Consider the following 17,121-nt stretch of genomic DNA (forward strand, 5'->3'; position numbering starts at 1 on the left):
AGGAGATACAGGAGATACAGGAGATACAGGAGATACAGGAGGATTAACTCATATAATTGGTATACATAATTGCAAAGTATCAGAAAATCTATAAACCTATTCATATGATCTATAAACCTATTCATATAGGTCTACAAACCTATTTATATAGGTCTATAAACCTATTTATATAGGTCTATAAACCTATTTATATCTGATCTAGAAGTCTCTAGAATCAAGGCTTATGGAATACTTAAAAACATTAAAAACATTAAAAATAATTAAAAACACTACATAGAAAAAATTGCCCTTGGTTTTCGCTACGCTCAAACTCTATTGAATCTCGCTTTCGCTCGATTCGACGGGGCAATTTTTTGGTTTATGTTTACGTGTATTTAAAAAAAGTCAAAAGCAAGATCAAAAGCAACTCGGAATTCGCTTCGCTCATAAAGCTTTTTTACTCGCTACGCTCGATCTAGACTCAAATATAGAGTCGTCGCTTTGCTCGGTTAATCTCCTTTAGCAGCACAAGGAAGCTTGTAATCAGAGAAAGAGCAGGGCGAAATTTTTATATCGCTCAGTCGCTCGTAGACACTCGCTCGGTAAATCATTGTTTAGATTAACTAAAAATTAAAATCTAAGTCATTTTTTGGCTTTGATTTATATTCAGGTTCATAGGTATTCTGAGAAACATTATGTTGAGAGGACGAGTTTTTAATTTGCTCAATATCAAGTTTGATATTCTCAAAGCGCTTTAAACAGCTTTGGTATGCAGCTCTGTGCTGCTCAAAACGGGTATCTTGCCGTTCTAAAATCTTCTCACATTGCAGATATTTCAGCATGCGTTGATCATTTTTGATGATCTGTTCAATTTTGTCATAGTCAGATTTATTCAAGTTTCGACTTGCTCGGCTCATGTAGGTTTCTAGGTTTTCTGCCTTTTTCTTTGTGTAATCAATTAATAGAGATAGTTTTTTGCTGTCATAGGCTTGTTGCTGTTTATCACATAGTTCTTTGTGATAGACGACATAATCTGGGTAATAGTTGTCATTGCGCAATGAACTGAGGTGAAAATCTGTAGCCGGCTTAGGCATTAGTCGAATGTCCGCTACTGTAGTTTCTAGTCCACCAAGTTGTTGATTAATTCGACTAATTTTTCCACTGTCTCCACGAGCATGTCGATTTGCTTGCTCTGCATCTCTAGATCTTTGTAAAAGTTGTCGGGTACCTTCACTTGCGAGATTTTCAAGAGTGCGTTCTCGAGATCGGCCTGCTGTGTGTTGATATTCGATTGAATCGGTTTCAATTCGGCCTTCACTAAAGCGCTGATAATGTTGTTTAAATTCAGTTGCTTCAAAGTTTGTGTTAATTGCGTCTGCAATTGCATCAGCACATTGTTTTGAAATGCTTGCTGTAATTGCTCGGAAAAGTTGCCCTGCTCGAGCTTTGAAAGTTCTGATTTCATGGCCAGGATCAAGGCTTGTAGGGTTTCGTTCTCGGTTTTCAAATGGGTGATTTTGTTTTGTAAGCTCTGCTCGACTTCGCTGTATTTGCTCAAGATGTTTTTTAATGAACTCACTTGTTGATTCAATGCGTTGTTTTGCTCTGTTAACAAGTTGATTTGTTGACTCAATAAGTCGTTTTGCTCTTTCAAAAAATGGTCGATTTCGGTCTGCATAGTTTTCTTCCGTAATTAATACATGTTGCTGTTTTGATTTGAAATTATTTGTGAGTTCTGTTGAATCACTTCGCGTTGTGCTGTGATCGTTTTTAAGTTTGAACTTGCTTGATAGCTGAGTAAGAAACTCATTAAAAGAATCAGCACTCCAAAAACTATAATTCCGTATAGGAGGTAGGTTGCTCTCTGAGTACTCAATTTTTCCGTGATGAAGGTCTGGATGTCGCTCTGGATCTGTTCGCTTTGGTTTGCTAGTGCTTGTTGGACTTGGCTTTGGATACTCTGCTGCAGGCTCTCTTGATCGATCTTGATGCTTTTCAACTGGCTGTTGATGTGCTCCTGTAACGCCTCGATTGATGTTGAAAACGAATTGATGTTGGTTGTGACGGTTTCGATGCTCGATATATCGATATTCGATAGCTGTACTTGTAATGCTTGTATTTGCTCCATATAGCTCGTTGTGAGCATTTTGATGGATTGGGGTGATAGATTCTCTATCTCGCTCAAAATCGAGTGTAGATGCGATTCTAGGGCTATTGTCGTTTGCTGTACTTGGTGTAAAAGAATGGTGCCTTCTGTGATAGGTTTCTCGCTTTGTGCGATATTCTTCACGAAGCTTTCCAGTTTGATTGATAGCTGCTGCAAGTTCACTTGGAGAGTTTCTACGCTCTCGTTCTGCTTTGATATGCTCTGATAAAAGTTCTCTGCTGAAATTGTCATGATATAAAAATCCTTTGAGTCTGTGTTTTTTGCCGCCTGTCAGCTCTACGGTGAGATAATCTCGGCCTTGTTTGACGGACTTTACGTCTTTATGTTTTTTAATTTCTTGAACGATGTCAGCACGCGTCTTAATGCCGCTGAGTGGGTGAGCCGCAAGGCGTGAGATAGAGTCGTCTATAAATTTGCAAAACTGTTTTTTTGTAAGATCTTGAAGAGATTCAGCATCCATAATCTTTTTTGCTTGAGCATGGAGTTTTGCAACATAATTCGGCTCTTGTCTGGACTTCATTAAAAGCAAATCATCCGGACGTGACCAATTGTTTTTTAAGTTAAAGTGATCTCTGAGCGCATCAAAATGTTTCTCATGTCCTGGCGGGGCTATATTCAGTGATTTTCCGCTTTGTATGTCGAGTCGAGGGGTTAAAACGTGGATGTGCTTGGAGCCGTCTTGATCTGTATGTAGCACCGCAAAAAGGTGATACTGCGATTGTTCCAATCCTGCGAAAGCATGTTGTTCAAAGTCGTTAAGGACTTCTTTAATTTGCTCGTCCGTTGGGTCGTCTTCTTTTGACCAAGCGATGACGCCACTGGTGTACTTCCAAAGATGCGGACTGGAGTCACAAATGGCGTTAAACGTGGTTGCATCCCCTTTTAGAACTTGCACCCCTGCGCGCAAATCACCGTTGTGGTCATATTGATCTAAAAGGTATGCAGATGCTTTTGCTGGACTGCCTTTGCCGTGTTCTAAAAATTTAATATGCACTCTCATCAACCTCCGCTAAATCAATAGACTTGGGTTCAGCAGTGGTCTTTTCTTCTTCGAGTTGTAAATCTTTTAATTGCTTTTGAAGCCGTTCTTGGCTTTGCCGACTGATTTTTGGCAGCGCAGGAAAAATCCCTTCTAGTTCGATTTGGATGGCTTTTAAAACTAAAAAAATTTTTAAAATATCGAGTTTGCGCTGCTCTTGCGGATCTGCGTTTTTGATGATGTTTAATGCGCGTGCAATCTGATTAATGTTGTTGCCAATCTTGGCAAGCTCGAGCAATAAAGCTGGATCAGTTTTTTGGTAGCGTTTGACGACTTCAACGACTGTTTTTACTTTTGTTCTAAGGGGTTTTATTTCGTCTTGGATCTGTTGAACGGTGACAGTGTCTTGCATGATCTCACGTTGAATTAATGAATGAAGAAAATCTGAAAACTCTGAGTTTTCTTTTTTAAGATGGATTTCGAGTTGCTTTAGTTGCAATTCAGTCAAACGAAATGACTTTGTTTTTGTGCGTAACATGTCAGATTCTCAGCGTGCTTTTGCTTTTGGGGTCTTAGGGGTGAAACCCCTAACAAGTCCCTGTATGTAATTTTTGAAAAAAATGTAATACAGGTAGGCTTGCTTATGTGCTTTATGTCCGAACTTCTTATATCAGTGTTGAAAAAATAAAGTCTGTTTAAAGCGCAAAACGGATGAATTTTTAAAGAGGGTGTTATTTTTTGGAAAATTTGAGGAATAAAATGATTATTTTTGTTCTCGAAAGGGATGCTTTATTTAATTAAAAATGGGGGGAGACTAGTGATAAAACAGGCGAATTTGAAATCTGTATTTTATGAGTCAAATACAGATTTCATTATCGTTTTTTTAACATTCTGGGATAAGTTGTAGGAAGGCTTTTCTAACGTCAGAAAATTCAGCTTGAGGGTGATCTTGTAAAAAACCTTCGGTCCAAATGAATGTTGCTTCATGGCCGTCATAACAATGATTTACATCCAGATAAAAAGCCAATCGTGCCGTTATGCAAAGTTCAAGATCATTAATTAATGTCAATCCAATCTTTTTTGCTTGAGAAGAAATAAGAAGCTTGGGCTGTACGAAATGGTTCATAAAAACAAGTCCTATCAAAAGAGTAAAAGTGCTTGATAAGAATAGTTAAACACATAAATATTGTGATTAACACATTATTTATGTGTTTGAATGTAAATAAATGATCTGTGCTATACTTTCCCATCAGAACAATTCTGCTTTTTAAACTATGCCTTACGAAGAATTTCAAAGACTTATAGGTAAGTCTGGCCTGTCTATTAAAGAATTTGCAGCGCTTTTAGATATGAATGCGAATTCAATTACCAACTATAAAAAGAACGGTAAAGTGCCCACTACCATTGCAGTGATTGCGATCGTAATTTCAGATATGAAGGATGATGGTCTGGACTTTTATCCAATTTTTGAGAAAGTTCGAGCTTATCGTGATCAATAGAGTATTTGATGTGAACCCAATTAAAGTTTTAATTGGGTCCTAGCGCGTGCTGCTGCATTTCGTAGATGAGATTTTATGTTAAATAGCCCTCAGTTGAGGGCTATTTTTTGAATGAATAGGATAAGTCTTAGAATTCACTATAACTACTTTAGTTAAGACGTCAAAAAATATAAGGCTATAATGTGGAATTCCACTACTTTTCAAGTTTATTAAACACGATGATTATTAAAACTCCTATTCTAAAATCTAAGACATTAAGTAATATAAATAACTGTAATATATGGTTAAAAATGGAATCCACACAACCATCTGGTTCTTTCAAACAACGCAGTATAGGGAATGCTTGTTCATACTATGCGGAACAAGGTGCCAAAAAGTTTATTAGTTCATCAGGCGGCAATGCGGGAATTTCTGTAGCTTATATGGGAAATTCATTAAACATTCCAGCGACTATTGTTGTTCCTAAAACAACTTCTCAAAAAGCAATAGACATCATGCGTCAACAAGGTGCAGAGGTTATCGTGCATGGTGAAATTTGGACAGAAGCAAATGAACTTGCTCTACAGTTTGTTAACTCTGAGGCAATTTATATCCATCCTTTTGATGATCAATATTTATGGGATGGAGTAGCAAAAATTATTGATGAAACAATTGAAGACGGCATCATACCAAGTGCTGTTGTTTTATCCGTTGGAGGTGGAAGTTTACTATCAGGTATTAGTCAGGGCTTGTCTAAAAATAAACTAAATATTCCAATTTATGCTGTAGAAACGGAAGGAACTGCTTCATTAAATACAGCAATTAAAATGGGACAACATATTAAATTAGATAAAGTTACAGGTGTAGCGACAACTCTAGCTGCACAGCAAGTTTGTAAGAATGCTTTCGAGCTTACACAATTAAAAGAAATTAAAGGAATCACGGTTACAGATGAAGAAGCGATTGATGCTTGTTTTAAATTTTTAGATGACCATCGAACTTTAGTTGAACCTGCTTGTGGTGCTACTTTAGCAACTTTATATAATAAAAAAATGGACTTTTCACCTTCAGATAATATTCTTGTAATTGTATGTGGTGGTGCATCTATCTCTCTTGAGCAACTTTTGAAATATTCATCTCAATAATTTAGAAAATTATTTTTTCTTTCAAAAAAGCTCAGTATCTAATACTGAGCTTTTTATACAGTTATGAAACGTTAAATAAGATTATGAAAATCAGTTATAATTATCTGATAAGTAATTAAAAATAATAAGGTAATTTATGTCTACATGGGTATGGGTGCTTATTTATTTGGCAGTTAGCTTAATGTTCAAATGGATTATTTCATGGGGTTGAGCTGATCGTATTAAAGGTTGGAAGAGTATCTTTTTCTTAGATATGGAATCAAGCTCATGGAATGAAGAACAGCTTAGAGCTATGGCTTTGTTTCTATGGATAGCATTTACCATTCTTTTTATTATAGGTTTAATTTACCCCGAATTTAGATTCTATAAGCTTAAAAATAGTTTGTAAAAAACGGAGCTTAAGCTCCATTTTTTATGGGTGATTTTTTAAATCATTCAGCATTGCATCACGTAAAATCTTATTCATACGTGTCTGATAGCCTTTGCCTTGTGCTTTTAGCCATTGCATGACATCTGCATCAATGCGTACTGTAGTTACTTGTTTAGTTGGCTTATAAAACGGATTTTGGACAGCATTTTTCCAAAAGCTTTTATCAAGTTCAGGAATGTCCGAAAAGTCTATTTCACTATCTGGGCGTTTAGCCAGGGCTTCGAGTCTTGCCTTTTGTTCTTCAGATAAAACAGGAGGCTTATTCAAATCCACTTTGTAAGTAACGGTTTTGTTCATACTGTTTCCTCTCTTTTTTCTCTGCCTGTCGTGCTGAAATAATACGGATATGATCTATCCCATTATGGTCTTGTACTGTATGAGCCACTAATAAAACAGCTTGCCCATGTACCATACCTATCGCTTGCCAACGATATTCACCATTCTCAAAGCGATCCTGTTTGAAGACGGCATGAGCATCATAAAAAACCAATGTTGCATCTTCAAAAGCTACACCATGTTTTTTGAGGTTTGTATCTGCTTTATGCTCATCCCATGAAAACTCAATTTCCATAGTTGCATCGCTTTTTGTTAATATAAAAATGTTAATACAAAATTGTAAATTTTGCAAAGTTCTTCCATTTTTTATTGGCAAAAGCTTACAGAATCGAACATAAAAAAGCCGACTTGTTTCCAAGTCGGCTTTTCGGGTTTGCGTCCCCGATTTTTTATAACATAACTTTTTGAAATATAACACTATTTATTTTGCGTTTCGTATAAGCGCCATTATGTTAAATGGAGGTAAATTTTATTTATATTTGTCAATAGAATTGAAGGTTTGATCAAGTTAACATTTATTTACATTTTTGAGGTAAAATTATTAAGTATTGATCAAAAAAGAAATCTCATGTGATTTGTTTTTTAACTATTATCCATATTTTTAATAATGAAAATAATTTGATGATGTTCAAAATATTTTCACGTCAAAAGGTGTTTAAAATGAAAAAAATGAACTCAATGTTATTAGTTACTGCTCTAAGCATGGTAGGAATAACAAATTCTGCATTCGCGGAAGATGGTGTTATTACTATAAATGGTAAAGTAATTAATGGTACTTGTACACTTACAGGGTCTGCTGGTGCTACTGGCACAGCAAACAATGTTGCTGTGCAGCTTGATACTGTCCGTAATACCGCATTTACAGCTGCTAATTCAACTACAGGCACGAAAGACTTTACACTCACCGTAACAGACGGGACTGGTGTAGCTGGTAGTTGTGATGCCCTTACCATTGGTGCCATTAAAAACATTACTTTAAGCGGAACGGCTGATACTAACTATGATTCAACCAATAAATCATGGTTAATTAACACAGATACTTCTGCACCAACGACTAAAGATGTATTTGTACAAATTCTTAATGTAGATGGTACAACACCAATTGATTTCTCATTAACAAGACAGTTAAGTGCTTCTACTACGGGTGCTTACGCACTTAAAGCTCGATATATTTCAAACAAGGCAAGTCCAGCCCCTCAAACTGTTAAAACTAGTATTAACTATACTTTAGAATATAACTAAGTTTTTAATTTGGAATAAATAATGTTGCGTACATGCCTTTTATCGCTAGTTATATTTTGTAGTCAATCAATTTTTGCTGGTGTCACAATAGATGGTACGCGCATTATTTTTCCCTCCAATGCCAAAAGTATCAGTGTGCAATTACGCAATGGACTTAGTACACCCGCTTTAGTACAGACTTGGATTGATAACGGAGACATTGATCAAATTCCCAATGCAGATCAGATACCTTTTGTATTAACACCTCCTTTATCTCGTGTTGAACCAAATAGAGGTCAGATTATCCGTATTATTCCAACAGGTTCTCCAAGTTTACCGCAAGACCGCGAATCATTATTCTGGTTCAATATGTTAGATATCCCGCCTGATGATCCGCAATATGTGGGGAAAAATCTTTTAACTTTTAATGTTCGAACACGTATCAAGCTATTCTACCGACCTTCAAATCTTAAAATGTCTGCAAATACAGCGTACGCTTCGATTAAGGCTAAATATAATCAATTAACTAAAGAAATTAATTTAAATAATCCAACGCCTTATTTTATTACGATTACACAAATGGATTTTCAATCTAAATCTGAGCATATGGAGTATAGTCAAGCCGTTATGCTTAAACCTTTTTCACAGCAAGCTGTGGACAAACTTACTGTGAATTTTTCTCCTGAAAAATTTTCTTATCAAATTGTGAATGATCTTGGTGGGAACCAGGATTTTGAAACTAAATTTGATTAAAAGTTTTGGCTGAAAATAAAGTGGATGAATAATAAATATCAGTGGGGGTGTCTTTATATTTTTATGGCACTAATTACAAAAGTGTATGCAGCTTCTAGTGAAGAAGCCCTTATACAAAATTTAGAAAAACCCTCAGCAAAAAATCAAACCCAATTTATGGCTTTTAGTTCAGCCTCTTTATTTGGTAGTAAAAATAAAGATGTAAATTTAGATTTATTCAGTACAGCAAATTATATTGCTGAGGGAAACTATATCGCTGATGTTTTAGTGAATGAGCGTTTACTTGGTGAATTAAATATTCTTTTCAAGCATTTAGATGATTCAAACAGCGCAGTTCTGTGTGTAGATCCTATTTTACTCACTAAGTTAGATTTGCAAGATGATTATCTAAGACAAATTCAGAAAAAAGATTGTTTAACTATCAAAGAAATCTCTCCAGACGCATCTTATAATTTTGATATTTCAACCCAAGCATTAGCAGTATTTATTCCACAAAAATTTGTAAAAGAAAGACCACAAGGGTATATCGACCCTGAACGATTCGATAAGGGAGTTAACTCTGGTTTTTTTGGTTATAGTGCAAATTATAATCATACTGAAACGAGTGATGACCAATATTTAAGTCTGACTGGCGGGTTAAATATTAATGGCTGGTATTACCGACATGCAGGTAATTTTCAGTCAAATAGCCATTCTAGTTTAGGTAACTATCGTTCATATAAAAATGTTTTAAATCGTGATATTTTACCTATTCATTCACGGATCAGTATTGGTCAGTTTAATACCAATGCTTTACAACAAGAAAGCTTACCTATTGTCGGGGTACAACTGGCCTCGGACTTAAATATGCTGCCTTGGTCAATGCGCTATTATTCGCCTGTCATTGAAAATGTGGCTTATACCAATGCCCTAGTTCGTATTTTCCAAAATGGACAAAAAATATATGAGCGTACTGTCCCTGCGGGACCTTTTAAAATTACAGATTTAACCTCAACCTCATCGGGCAACTTGACTCTTGAAGTAATTGAAAATGGGGGTGAAAAGAAAATCTTTATTATCCCAATGCAAAATAGTTTTAATCTGCTTAGACCAGAACAATATAATTATAGTCTTGCTTTAGGTAACTATAAAACTATTGATAAAATAACCGAAAGTACCATTTTACAGGGTAGTTATAATTATGGTTTAAATAATTATTTGACCTTGTTAGGTGGTGTAAATCTGACAGAAAACTATCAAAGCATGCTCTTAGGTACAGGTTTAAATACAGCCATTGGCGGCTTTAACTTAATCGGAAACCTGAGTAAAGCTTCTATATTCTCCAATGATTATCAAGGACAACGTTTGTCTTTAGATTATATTTATAATTGGAATTCATATAATTTTAATGTAAATATTGGTGGTATTTTACAAAGTCAAAACTATTTGACGGTATCAAATGCACTGGCCTTGTTAAATTATGATGAACTAATTGATGATGAACAGACAAATTTAACATTAACTGCTGATTTAAAAAATCAATTTAATATTAATTTGAATAAAAGCTTTAGTAATGAACGTTTGGGTTCTTTTAGTTTTGGTTTTTTAACCAATCAATATTGGACTGATAAACCGAATCAATATCAGTTTAATCTGAACTATGGAAATGTATGGAAATTGCTGAATTATTCGATTGGGGTAAGTCAAACCAACTATGTGAATAATAGTACTAAATCAGATGAAAGTATTTACTTGAGTTTATCATTACCATTAGATTATAAAAAATCGAATATATTTGTAAATTCGAACTATCAGCACAATACAGTGCAAGATCAAACAAACGATAATTTTGGTGTAAATCTATCAGGTACTTTAGGTGAGCATAATAATATTAATTTTGGATTAGGTATTTCTCAGTATCAATCTAGCGACTCTAACTCGACTACATATAATGCGAATATCGGCTATTTATTACCGCAAACAAATTTAGCAGCGACTGTCTATAGTAATGGAAACGATACTCAATATTCAGTTTCTGCTCAAGGTGCGATTGTTGCACACTCTTATGGTATTACCGCAACTAATTCAGTTGCAGATACTTACTCTATCATACATGTAGAGAATGGTACTGGTGCGACTGTAGAAAATGCATGGGGTGTGAAATTAGATCGTTGGGGCAATGCAATCTATCCCAATGTATCTGCCTATAATCTGAATTCGATTGCGATTAATCCTGACCAATTGCCACCAGAAGTTACTTTAGATAGCAACCAAACTCAAGTTATACCGCGTTTATACAGTTCAACTTTAGTGACATTTAAAGCAAATGTGCAGTCAAATATTTTACTAAGAATAAATAATCCTATCGAAAAAATACAATTTCCAATGGGAAGTCGTATTGAAACTCAATCAGGTAAATTGGTTGGGATCATGGGACAGTCGAATCAATCTTTACTTAGTAATGATATCCGTGATTTAAACGAGCCATTAAAAGTTATTTGGGGGGATCAAGTGAAACAGAGTTGCCTGATTCCTTTAGAGGGTCTCTCCTTGATTTTAAATAGTAGAGTAACTCAACTGAGTATTGTTAATGTGGAGTGCCATTAAATGTGTAAGCAACTTTTGGGACTCATTATCATTTTATTATATTGTTCAAAAGCATATAGTTTATGTGAAACGGATATAAATCCTGTAAATTTTACAGCCACAATGGCAAATGCACTAAGTGATAATAGTTATCGCCAACTTTCCTTACAAACTGTACAGGTGTCTTCTCCACAACCTATTTCAGGGTGTTTTCTTAGTGGTTCAAGTGTCTTCAAAATGGAACCAAATACCGATCTGCTAACCTCATCAACGATCACTACAGGTGGATATACTTATTATCAAATTCCAGCAAGTTTCATTACACCGCTACCAACTTTTAATGTTTATATGGCGTTTAGTGTAAAAGAAAATCAAGATAATGCTACAGAATATTGGGTTAATGACGCAACAACAGCATATACAATTTTTACAGGTACAAGTTCGACCCGAGGGATTCGACTAGAGAATGTTCGTCTACTTGTCTCTGGTATTGGAAATGCACAGGCGACATTTGTCATAAATAACCTAAGACTTGGGCAGCTTACCGCTCTTAGCGGAATTTTTCAATCAGCTAGTACAATCATTACATTATCCAATTCTACTTTTAAAATCACTAAAACAACCTGCGTAGTGAATAGCGGTGCAGCTATTAATGTAACTCTTCCAACGGTTCGCACGACAGATTTTACTTCCATTGGTCAAACATTAGGTGATACGACATTTACTATGAATGTCAGTGGCTGTAATGCAATTGATGCGAATAAAAGCCTAGTTGCACTTTTGACTGATAATAATAATGCAGCAAGCAATACTCTAGGGTTATTAAAAAATACTGGGACTAATTACTCTCCAAATGTTTCGGTACAAATAACGGATAGCAGCGGTTCACCACTGCCAATTGCACCTAAGGTAATAGGTAGTTCGAGTAGCTTTTTCAACTTTGGTACTATTGGAACAGGAGGTACGGTTTCTAAATCATTTAAGGCACGTTATTATTCTAATGCTATTCCAGTACCAGCGACTGGTGTATATGCTCAAGCAACAATTACGCTTATATATAATTAAATCTAAGATTAACATACAACATGTTATGTGGGCTCCCAAGGCATGGTTTTCAGTCATGCTTTTTTTATCAAAAGAGTATAGCTGAATGATAGCGAGCCAAATCGCATACAATATCTATCATTAGACTTAATGCAATAATTAAATGATATTGTTATCATTAATCTAATAGAATTAAGATTAAATGATAGAAATGAATACACGTATTTATCTACGAGCTTCAACTAAAGATCAAGATGCAGAAAGGGCTTTGCAGATTCTTCAGGATCTAAACCAAAACTTGAATTTGGGTGAAACCATTGTGTACGTGGAAAACTATAGTGGTACGAAGTTAGACCGACCTGAATTGAATAAGCTGCTGTCAGAAGCAAATCAAGGTGACACCTTGTTAGTTGAAAGTATTGACCGCTTATCACGCCTAACCCAACGAGATTTTCAAGAGCTGAAGCGCAGGATCCAGGAGAAGGGACTTCGTTTAGTCGTAGCGGATCTTCCTACTACCTACCAAATGATTCAAACCAGTGACAGCATTACTCATTCAATCCTGGAACTCATCAACAATATGTTGATTGATCTCCTGGCAACAATGGCTCGCCTAGACAATGAGAAACGTATAGAACGTATTAAGCAGGGCCTGGCACGTTCGGGTTACAAGCCAACAGGTAAGAAAGCCAATGAGGCTAAGCACAAACGAATAAAAGAATTGCTAGCAGCTGGCAATATGACTAAGGAAGAAATTGCCAAAGCAGTGAATTGTGGAGTTGCAACTGTCTATCGAGTTGCTAAAGTTATCTAAAAGCGGACATTTTTACTTTGGAGAAACCGGACATTTCTATTTTGGAGTTACAAGATTGCTTCACATAAGAGATTTTATGTTAAATGTTTAGACCATTTTACTTTCTATTTCTTCCAATTGGCACATGAATCTATTCAAACTATATGAATAGGTTCTTGCTTGAGCGTGATGCTTCCTTTTTCTAAAAGGAATTGCCAACTCTTCATATACAGCAGGATCTTTTGGCTCTGCTAAGTGGATTTTTTTATCTCTTTCTAAAGCCCTTTGCAGATGATTAAAACCATTTTTAATTCTTTTAATTTTTAGTTCTGAACTTTTACAATAATATGCGATTAACCAACATTCTAAAGAGTGAATCGCAATCGCAAATATAAACTTTTCCTGATAATAGTTATAGGTATCAGGTTCAAAACTATCAATCCATTCTATCAATTTAGCTTGTACTAAATTATAGAAATCTTCTTGATTGCTATCGGCTAGAACTTTAGGACTTACGTCAAAACCAGGCTCTTCACAAACATCAGTGTCAATTTGAATAACTAAATAGTCTGTATTCACTAATGCATCTTCAAGGAAGTTTGATTTTAAATACTCTGGAATTTTAGTCCAACTACCATGTTCATCTTTCGCTGTTTTTAATGTCGAGACATCTAAGACAGGCACTAAAGAGTTAATTTCAGAGTCTACAAAAAATGATTCTAGAATAGTCTTTAATACTCGAAAATCTGTACTACCTTCACCAATAATAGAAAAACGCATAATTTTTATACCAATTAGAAATTTGAAGGTAATCCGCCTAGCATGCCTCTTAAAAAGGCTTCTGAAAGATTCAATTTTTCACCATTTCTTTTAGGCTTAGGTAGGTGTTCTTCTGTTAATTTTCTAATCTTAGTTTCACCACTGGTAGCTCTTTCAATAATAAAAATAGATTGATCTTTATCAAGTAAATCCATGCCATCTAGCACTGCTGCATTATGACTGGTTAAGAAGACTTGTTTATTATACTTTTTTGCCTTTTCAACTAATTTTTTTACTAAGACTTGGCATAAACGTGGATTAAGTGATTTATCAATACTCTCGATTGCAAATACAGATGGAGTTTGTTTTGAGCAAAAGAGACAGGCGTAGAATAAGCTAAATAGAAAGCCTTCATTAGCACTTTTAGGGGAAATATATCCATCCATGAAGCGATCTTTGAGAACAATTTTTTGTTCATTTAGATCCTCGACCAGTTCTATCTTTTCTAACCAATTGAAAATTGAAGCTGTATCAATTACATCTTTAAAGTTTTCAGGTTCTTTTTTTGCCATGACTTTTAACAGGGTGAATAATCCTTCCCCATGTATTCCTAATGGCTGAATTTGTGATTGAGTGTTCTCGCCCATTAGTGTGTTTATTTCAGGGTTGAAAATAACAAAATTATCTTTAGATGACTTCTTTGATCTGAAACCATCTATAAGTTTTAAGTTTTCACTTAAATAATGCATTTTATTTTGAATTTCTAATAACTTAGAAATTTTATTTTTATCTTTCTTTTTTAATTCTTTAATAAATTTTTCTTTATAAATCTCGTTAATATCCTCTACTTGAGGGAATAGTTTATTGATTTCAGAAAAGCTTTTGAATAAATCATTCATTACCTTGCTATGGCTTTCTTCAATATTCTCATCTATTAAATAACTTTTTTCACCATCACCATCATCATTTTCATTGAATCTAGCTGTAAATATTTTAGCTTTTAAACCACGATATGGATCTTCTTCATCATGGCAGATAGCTACCCCGATAGGTAGAAGATTATCTTGGGTAAAAATTGCAAAATTTTTAGACCGTTCTTCGTTATCACTCTTATCTTTTTCTACCAAAGGGAATTGGCTAAGTGTTGTTAATGGATCTATTGGGCGTATTCCTCTTGATATCAGGAATTCATTACTCAACATATTCGATTTTGCAGCACTATACATTGCTAAAGCTTCTAAAATATTAGATTTTCCAGCACCATTTTCACCTAAAAATAGATTTACATGAGTTGGATCAAAGTAAATATCATTTAGTGATTTATAGTTAAGAATTCGAATCTTAGAAAGCATTTCAGATAGTCATAAAGATAAGTTTCAATGATATTAGCATGAACACAGAGCTAGATAGGAACTTTTAAGAGATGCTAAAATTAACATAATACACCTTATACGAAATGTGTTATAATTTTCCTTAGAAATCAATGCTGTAGTTTCTAGTTTATAGCCCAATCACACCCGATTGGGCTTTTTTTATGATTTTTCACGTTCCACGCCTATTCTTTGATCAATGTTCCACAACTTTGTTCATATCAGTTAAACAATCGTGGTTAATCATAGGGTCTAAAAAAACGGCTCCAAAAGCCTCTTTTTTCCGGTTCCTGTTCAATGTGCTCGGTTACTGGAATCCGCTTATTTTCAGTCTTCTCTGGAGTAGTCAATCCGTCATGTTTAGCTTCTGCTGTGTCCGGTTCGGGATCTGTTTTGACCATGCTTGCTTGCACGGGTTCTTGATCGGTAAACGTAGTCATATTAGGTTTTGGGGCTTCTAATAAGCGTTGCATCGTTTCAATTTGGTTTTGATAGAAAGATTCCCGATCTTTGGCATCCTCAAGCTGATTTTTTAGCATGTCTATTTGTTGTTTAAGCAGTAAAACTTCTGCCGAATTTGGACTGTCCACTTTTACAGGTTCTTTTACATCCTGTTTTCTAATAGGTTCACCAAATACTCGAATAGCTTCAGCTAAATCAATCTTATTATCAGAATTTTTACTTAAAATTCCTTTATTTATTTGGTTGTAAATTGTTTGTCTATTTATGCTGTAAAGCTTAGATAATTCAAGAACTGAAAGACTTTTCATGGTGTAAAACTATGCCTAATCTTGTCAAAAGTTGATGTCTATTAGACTGTCTAATAGACAAATGATCAAGTCTATAATTTAGGCAGCTTTAAACCCAACTTTTTGAAGATAAGGATGTAATTCTTCAAATCTAGTAGGATCTTGAAGCATTTCAGCAATGCGTATGGCAAACTGCTGATAGCTTTCGGTTCCCTGAGAGTATTTACTCATTTCAGGTAATTTCGAAAGTTTATTAGAAAATAAGTGACGTTGAGCATCTGTCATTTTTGAGAAAGCATCTAATGTATTTGGATCTCTCTTATTTTCACTATCAGGATTAGTTACTTTTTTATGCTTAAAACTGAATGAAAAACCCGAAATAGAGCGACCATTTTTATGCTGTTGATATTTAGCTGAGATGTCCGTAGATTTGTTTACTTGTTCTAATGCAAACTCTAAAACATAGGTCTTAAAGTTACTCATAGTTTTATATTGATGTTCTTCAACACCAAGCTGCTGGCGAAAAATACTTAAATTAAAAACAGGGGTTTTACCAGTGGATCGCCATTGAATGAGTAATTCGTAAAGTCGAATAGCATAAGCGCTAGTTAGTTTTGATACTTGCTGTAAATCATATTTGGTGAAATTCTCTTCAAGTCGTGTAATTAATGGGACAATTTCTTGAGTGAAACGTAAATAAATGATTCCTGATTTTTTTTCATATCCAATTTTATCCACCCAGCGGCAATGAAAGCTTCGGTTTTTTCCTGTTTTAGGATTGATATCATGATACGTAACATAACGTTTAAATAAGCTTTTAGACGCATCTCTCAGCACTGTATATGCAGTATGCTTTTCTACGTTAAAAGTATTGATATAGCTACTAGCGTGAATCGCTAACAAACTATTTTCTGTGATCCCGTGTCCTGTTTCTCTTGCTTCAGCGATTGCTAAAAGAATGAGGCGCTGTTCGACTATGTCTAATGTGTAGCTAGCTTGGACAAGAGTATTATCTTTTACGATTTCTTTTTTCATTTCTAATAATTAATTTAAAACTAGCTCATAGAATAAACTATTTAAATAGTCTATTCAACACACACAATTACTTTGGTTAAAAGCAATCTATATTATTGATTTAAAATTATTTATTGGGGTCTATAAACCTATTCATACAGTAAAAACAGTAAATACAGTAAAAACAGTAAATACAGTAAATACAGTAAATACAGTAAATACAGTAAATACAGTAAATACAGTAAATACAGTAAATACAGGAGATACAGGAGATACAGGAGATACAGGAGATACAGGAGATACAGGAGATACAGGAGATACAGGAGATACAGGAGATAC

The 17,121-nt window shown here is 34.8% G+C and carries 17 protein-coding genes; 7 read left to right on the plus strand and 10 right to left on the minus strand.

The genetic code is table 11. The features are described 5' to 3' along the window. Nucleotides 1-602: 602 nt before the first annotated feature. The 3 genes from AC4CUX_RS19140 to AC4CUX_RS19150 all read right to left on the minus strand — a co-directional run bounded on the left by AC4CUX_RS19140 (nt 603) and on the right by AC4CUX_RS19150 (nt 4,251). On the minus strand, nt 603-3,146 hold the full coding sequence (locus AC4CUX_RS19140; protein WP_490792688.1) for a mobilization protein: 2,544 nt from the start codon (nt 3,144-3,146) through the stop codon (nt 603-605). After that, nucleotides 3,130-3,663, minus strand: coding sequence for a plasmid mobilization relaxosome protein MobC (gene mobC / locus AC4CUX_RS19145; RefSeq protein WP_236770553.1), 534 nt, complete (start codon nt 3,661-3,663; stop codon nt 3,130-3,132). The genes AC4CUX_RS19140 and mobC overlap by 17 nt, the downstream gene beginning before the upstream one ends. 345 nt (nt 3,664-4,008) lie before the next feature. Then, nucleotides 4,009-4,251 (minus strand): hypothetical protein, encoded by a 243-nt coding sequence (locus AC4CUX_RS19150; RefSeq protein ID WP_236770552.1) that lies wholly within the window; start codon nt 4,249-4,251, stop codon nt 4,009-4,011. Between the two features lie 148 nt (nt 4,252-4,399). Between AC4CUX_RS19150 and AC4CUX_RS19155 the strand changes: the two genes are divergently transcribed. Both AC4CUX_RS19155 and AC4CUX_RS19160 read left to right on the plus strand, forming a co-directional pair. Next, nucleotides 4,400-4,624 (plus strand): helix-turn-helix domain-containing protein, encoded by a 225-nt coding sequence (locus AC4CUX_RS19155; protein WP_058870605.1) that lies wholly within the window; start codon nt 4,400-4,402, stop codon nt 4,622-4,624. Between the two features lie 218 nt (nt 4,625-4,842). Then, a complete protein-coding gene (locus AC4CUX_RS19160; RefSeq protein ID WP_087696032.1) occupies nt 4,843-5,748 on the plus strand; it encodes a pyridoxal-phosphate dependent enzyme in 906 nt (301 codons plus the stop codon). A 412-nt stretch (nt 5,749-6,160) separates the two neighbouring features. On the opposite strand, the gene AC4CUX_RS19165 is transcribed toward AC4CUX_RS19160, so the two are convergent. Next, nucleotides 6,161-6,475 (minus strand): BrnA antitoxin family protein, encoded by a 315-nt coding sequence (locus tag AC4CUX_RS19165; protein WP_087696029.1) that lies wholly within the window; start codon nt 6,473-6,475, stop codon nt 6,161-6,163. Continuing rightward, a complete protein-coding gene (locus tag AC4CUX_RS19170; protein WP_087696030.1) occupies nt 6,438-6,749 on the minus strand; it encodes a BrnT family toxin in 312 nt (103 codons plus the stop codon). Before AC4CUX_RS19170 ends, AC4CUX_RS19165 begins: the two co-directional genes overlap by 38 nt. Before the next feature lie 425 nt (nt 6,750-7,174). On the opposite strand from AC4CUX_RS19170, the gene AC4CUX_RS19175 reads away from it, so the two are divergent. From AC4CUX_RS19175 to AC4CUX_RS19195, 5 genes are all read left to right on the plus strand, one after another. Next, on the plus strand, nt 7,175-7,756 hold the full coding sequence (locus tag AC4CUX_RS19175) for a fimbrial protein (protein WP_058952618.1): 582 nt from the start codon (nt 7,175-7,177) through the stop codon (nt 7,754-7,756). Nucleotides 7,757-7,777: 21 nt separating this feature from the next. Next, nucleotides 7,778-8,488 carry a fimbrial biogenesis chaperone gene (locus AC4CUX_RS19180; protein WP_419381394.1) on the plus strand — a complete coding sequence of 237 codons (711 nt, stop codon included), beginning with the start codon at nt 7,778-7,780 and terminating at the stop codon, nt 8,486-8,488. A gap of 24 nt (nt 8,489-8,512) precedes the next feature. Next, nucleotides 8,513-11,074 (plus strand): fimbria/pilus outer membrane usher protein, encoded by a 2,562-nt coding sequence (locus AC4CUX_RS19185; protein WP_490792689.1) that lies wholly within the window; start codon nt 8,513-8,515, stop codon nt 11,072-11,074. After that, complete coding sequence (locus AC4CUX_RS19190) at nt 11,075-12,118, plus strand: fimbrial protein (protein WP_490792690.1); 1,044 nt, start codon at nt 11,075-11,077, stop codon at nt 12,116-12,118. It begins immediately after the preceding gene. A gap of 181 nt (nt 12,119-12,299) precedes the next feature. After that, the gene (locus AC4CUX_RS19195; protein ID WP_004740252.1) at nt 12,300-12,911 is read left to right on the plus strand and encodes a recombinase family protein; all 612 of its coding nucleotides are present in this window, start codon (nt 12,300-12,302) and stop codon (nt 12,909-12,911) included. Between the two features lie 87 nt (nt 12,912-12,998). Here AC4CUX_RS19195 and AC4CUX_RS19200 read toward each other — a convergent pair whose 3' ends face one another. The 5 genes from AC4CUX_RS19200 to AC4CUX_RS19220 all read right to left on the minus strand — a co-directional run. Further along, nucleotides 12,999-13,670 carry a hypothetical protein gene (locus AC4CUX_RS19200; RefSeq protein ID WP_060513879.1) on the minus strand — a complete coding sequence of 224 codons (672 nt, stop codon included), beginning with the start codon at nt 13,668-13,670 and terminating at the stop codon, nt 12,999-13,001. Nucleotides 13,671-13,684: 14 nt separating this feature from the next. Beyond that, nucleotides 13,685-15,001: an AAA family ATPase gene (locus tag AC4CUX_RS19205; protein WP_060513878.1), complete on the minus strand. Its 1,317-nt coding sequence runs from the start codon at nt 14,999-15,001 to the stop codon at nt 13,685-13,687. Between the two features lie 257 nt (nt 15,002-15,258). Then, nucleotides 15,259-15,789 (minus strand): plasmid replication DNA-binding protein, encoded by a 531-nt coding sequence (locus AC4CUX_RS19210; RefSeq protein WP_490792691.1) that lies wholly within the window; start codon nt 15,787-15,789, stop codon nt 15,259-15,261. Between the two features lie 78 nt (nt 15,790-15,867). Then, nucleotides 15,868-16,803 (minus strand): replication initiation protein RepM, encoded by a 936-nt coding sequence (gene repM, locus AC4CUX_RS19215; RefSeq protein WP_058952649.1) that lies wholly within the window; start codon nt 16,801-16,803, stop codon nt 15,868-15,870. A gap of 128 nt (nt 16,804-16,931) precedes the next feature. Further along, nucleotides 16,932-17,121, minus strand: a 190-nt coding sequence (locus AC4CUX_RS19220) for a hypothetical protein (RefSeq protein ID WP_490792692.1), incomplete at its 5' end; no start/stop codon positions are given.

This window comes from Acinetobacter sp. 231_lipA (genome assembly GCF_058243005.1).

Coding starts and splice junctions, on each gene's coding strand:
- AC4CUX_RS19140 (WP_490792688.1), bottom strand. CDS start 3,146: ATGAGAGTGCATATTAAATTTTTAGAACACGGCAAAGGCAGTCCAGCA.
- mobC (WP_236770553.1), bottom strand. CDS start 3,663: ATGTTACGCACAAAAACAAAGTCATTTCGTTTGACTGAATTGCAACTA.
- AC4CUX_RS19150 (WP_236770552.1), bottom strand. CDS start 4,251: ATGAACCATTTCGTACAGCCCAAGCTTCTTATTTCTTCTCAAGCAAAA.
- AC4CUX_RS19155 (WP_058870605.1), top strand. CDS start 4,400: ATGCCTTACGAAGAATTTCAAAGACTTATAGGTAAGTCTGGCCTGTCT.
- AC4CUX_RS19160 (WP_087696032.1), top strand. CDS start 4,843: ATGATTATTAAAACTCCTATTCTAAAATCTAAGACATTAAGTAATATA.
- AC4CUX_RS19165 (WP_087696029.1), bottom strand. CDS start 6,475: ATGAACAAAACCGTTACTTACAAAGTGGATTTGAATAAGCCTCCTGTT.
- AC4CUX_RS19170 (WP_087696030.1), bottom strand. CDS start 6,749: ATGGAAATTGAGTTTTCATGGGATGAGCATAAAGCAGATACAAACCTC.
- AC4CUX_RS19175 (WP_058952618.1), top strand. CDS start 7,175: ATGAAAAAAATGAACTCAATGTTATTAGTTACTGCTCTAAGCATGGTA.
- AC4CUX_RS19180 (WP_419381394.1), top strand. CDS start 7,778: ATGTTGCGTACATGCCTTTTATCGCTAGTTATATTTTGTAGTCAATCA.
- AC4CUX_RS19185 (WP_490792689.1), top strand. CDS start 8,513: ATGAATAATAAATATCAGTGGGGGTGTCTTTATATTTTTATGGCACTA.
- AC4CUX_RS19190 (WP_490792690.1), top strand. CDS start 11,075: ATGTGTAAGCAACTTTTGGGACTCATTATCATTTTATTATATTGTTCA.
- AC4CUX_RS19195 (WP_004740252.1), top strand. CDS start 12,300: ATGATAGAAATGAATACACGTATTTATCTACGAGCTTCAACTAAAGAT.
- AC4CUX_RS19200 (WP_060513879.1), bottom strand. CDS start 13,670: ATGCGTTTTTCTATTATTGGTGAAGGTAGTACAGATTTTCGAGTATTA.
- AC4CUX_RS19205 (WP_060513878.1), bottom strand. CDS start 15,001: ATGCTTTCTAAGATTCGAATTCTTAACTATAAATCACTAAATGATATT.
- AC4CUX_RS19210 (WP_490792691.1), bottom strand. CDS start 15,789: ATGAAAAGTCTTTCAGTTCTTGAATTATCTAAGCTTTACAGCATAAAT.
- repM (WP_058952649.1), bottom strand. CDS start 16,803: ATGAAAAAAGAAATCGTAAAAGATAATACTCTTGTCCAAGCTAGCTAC.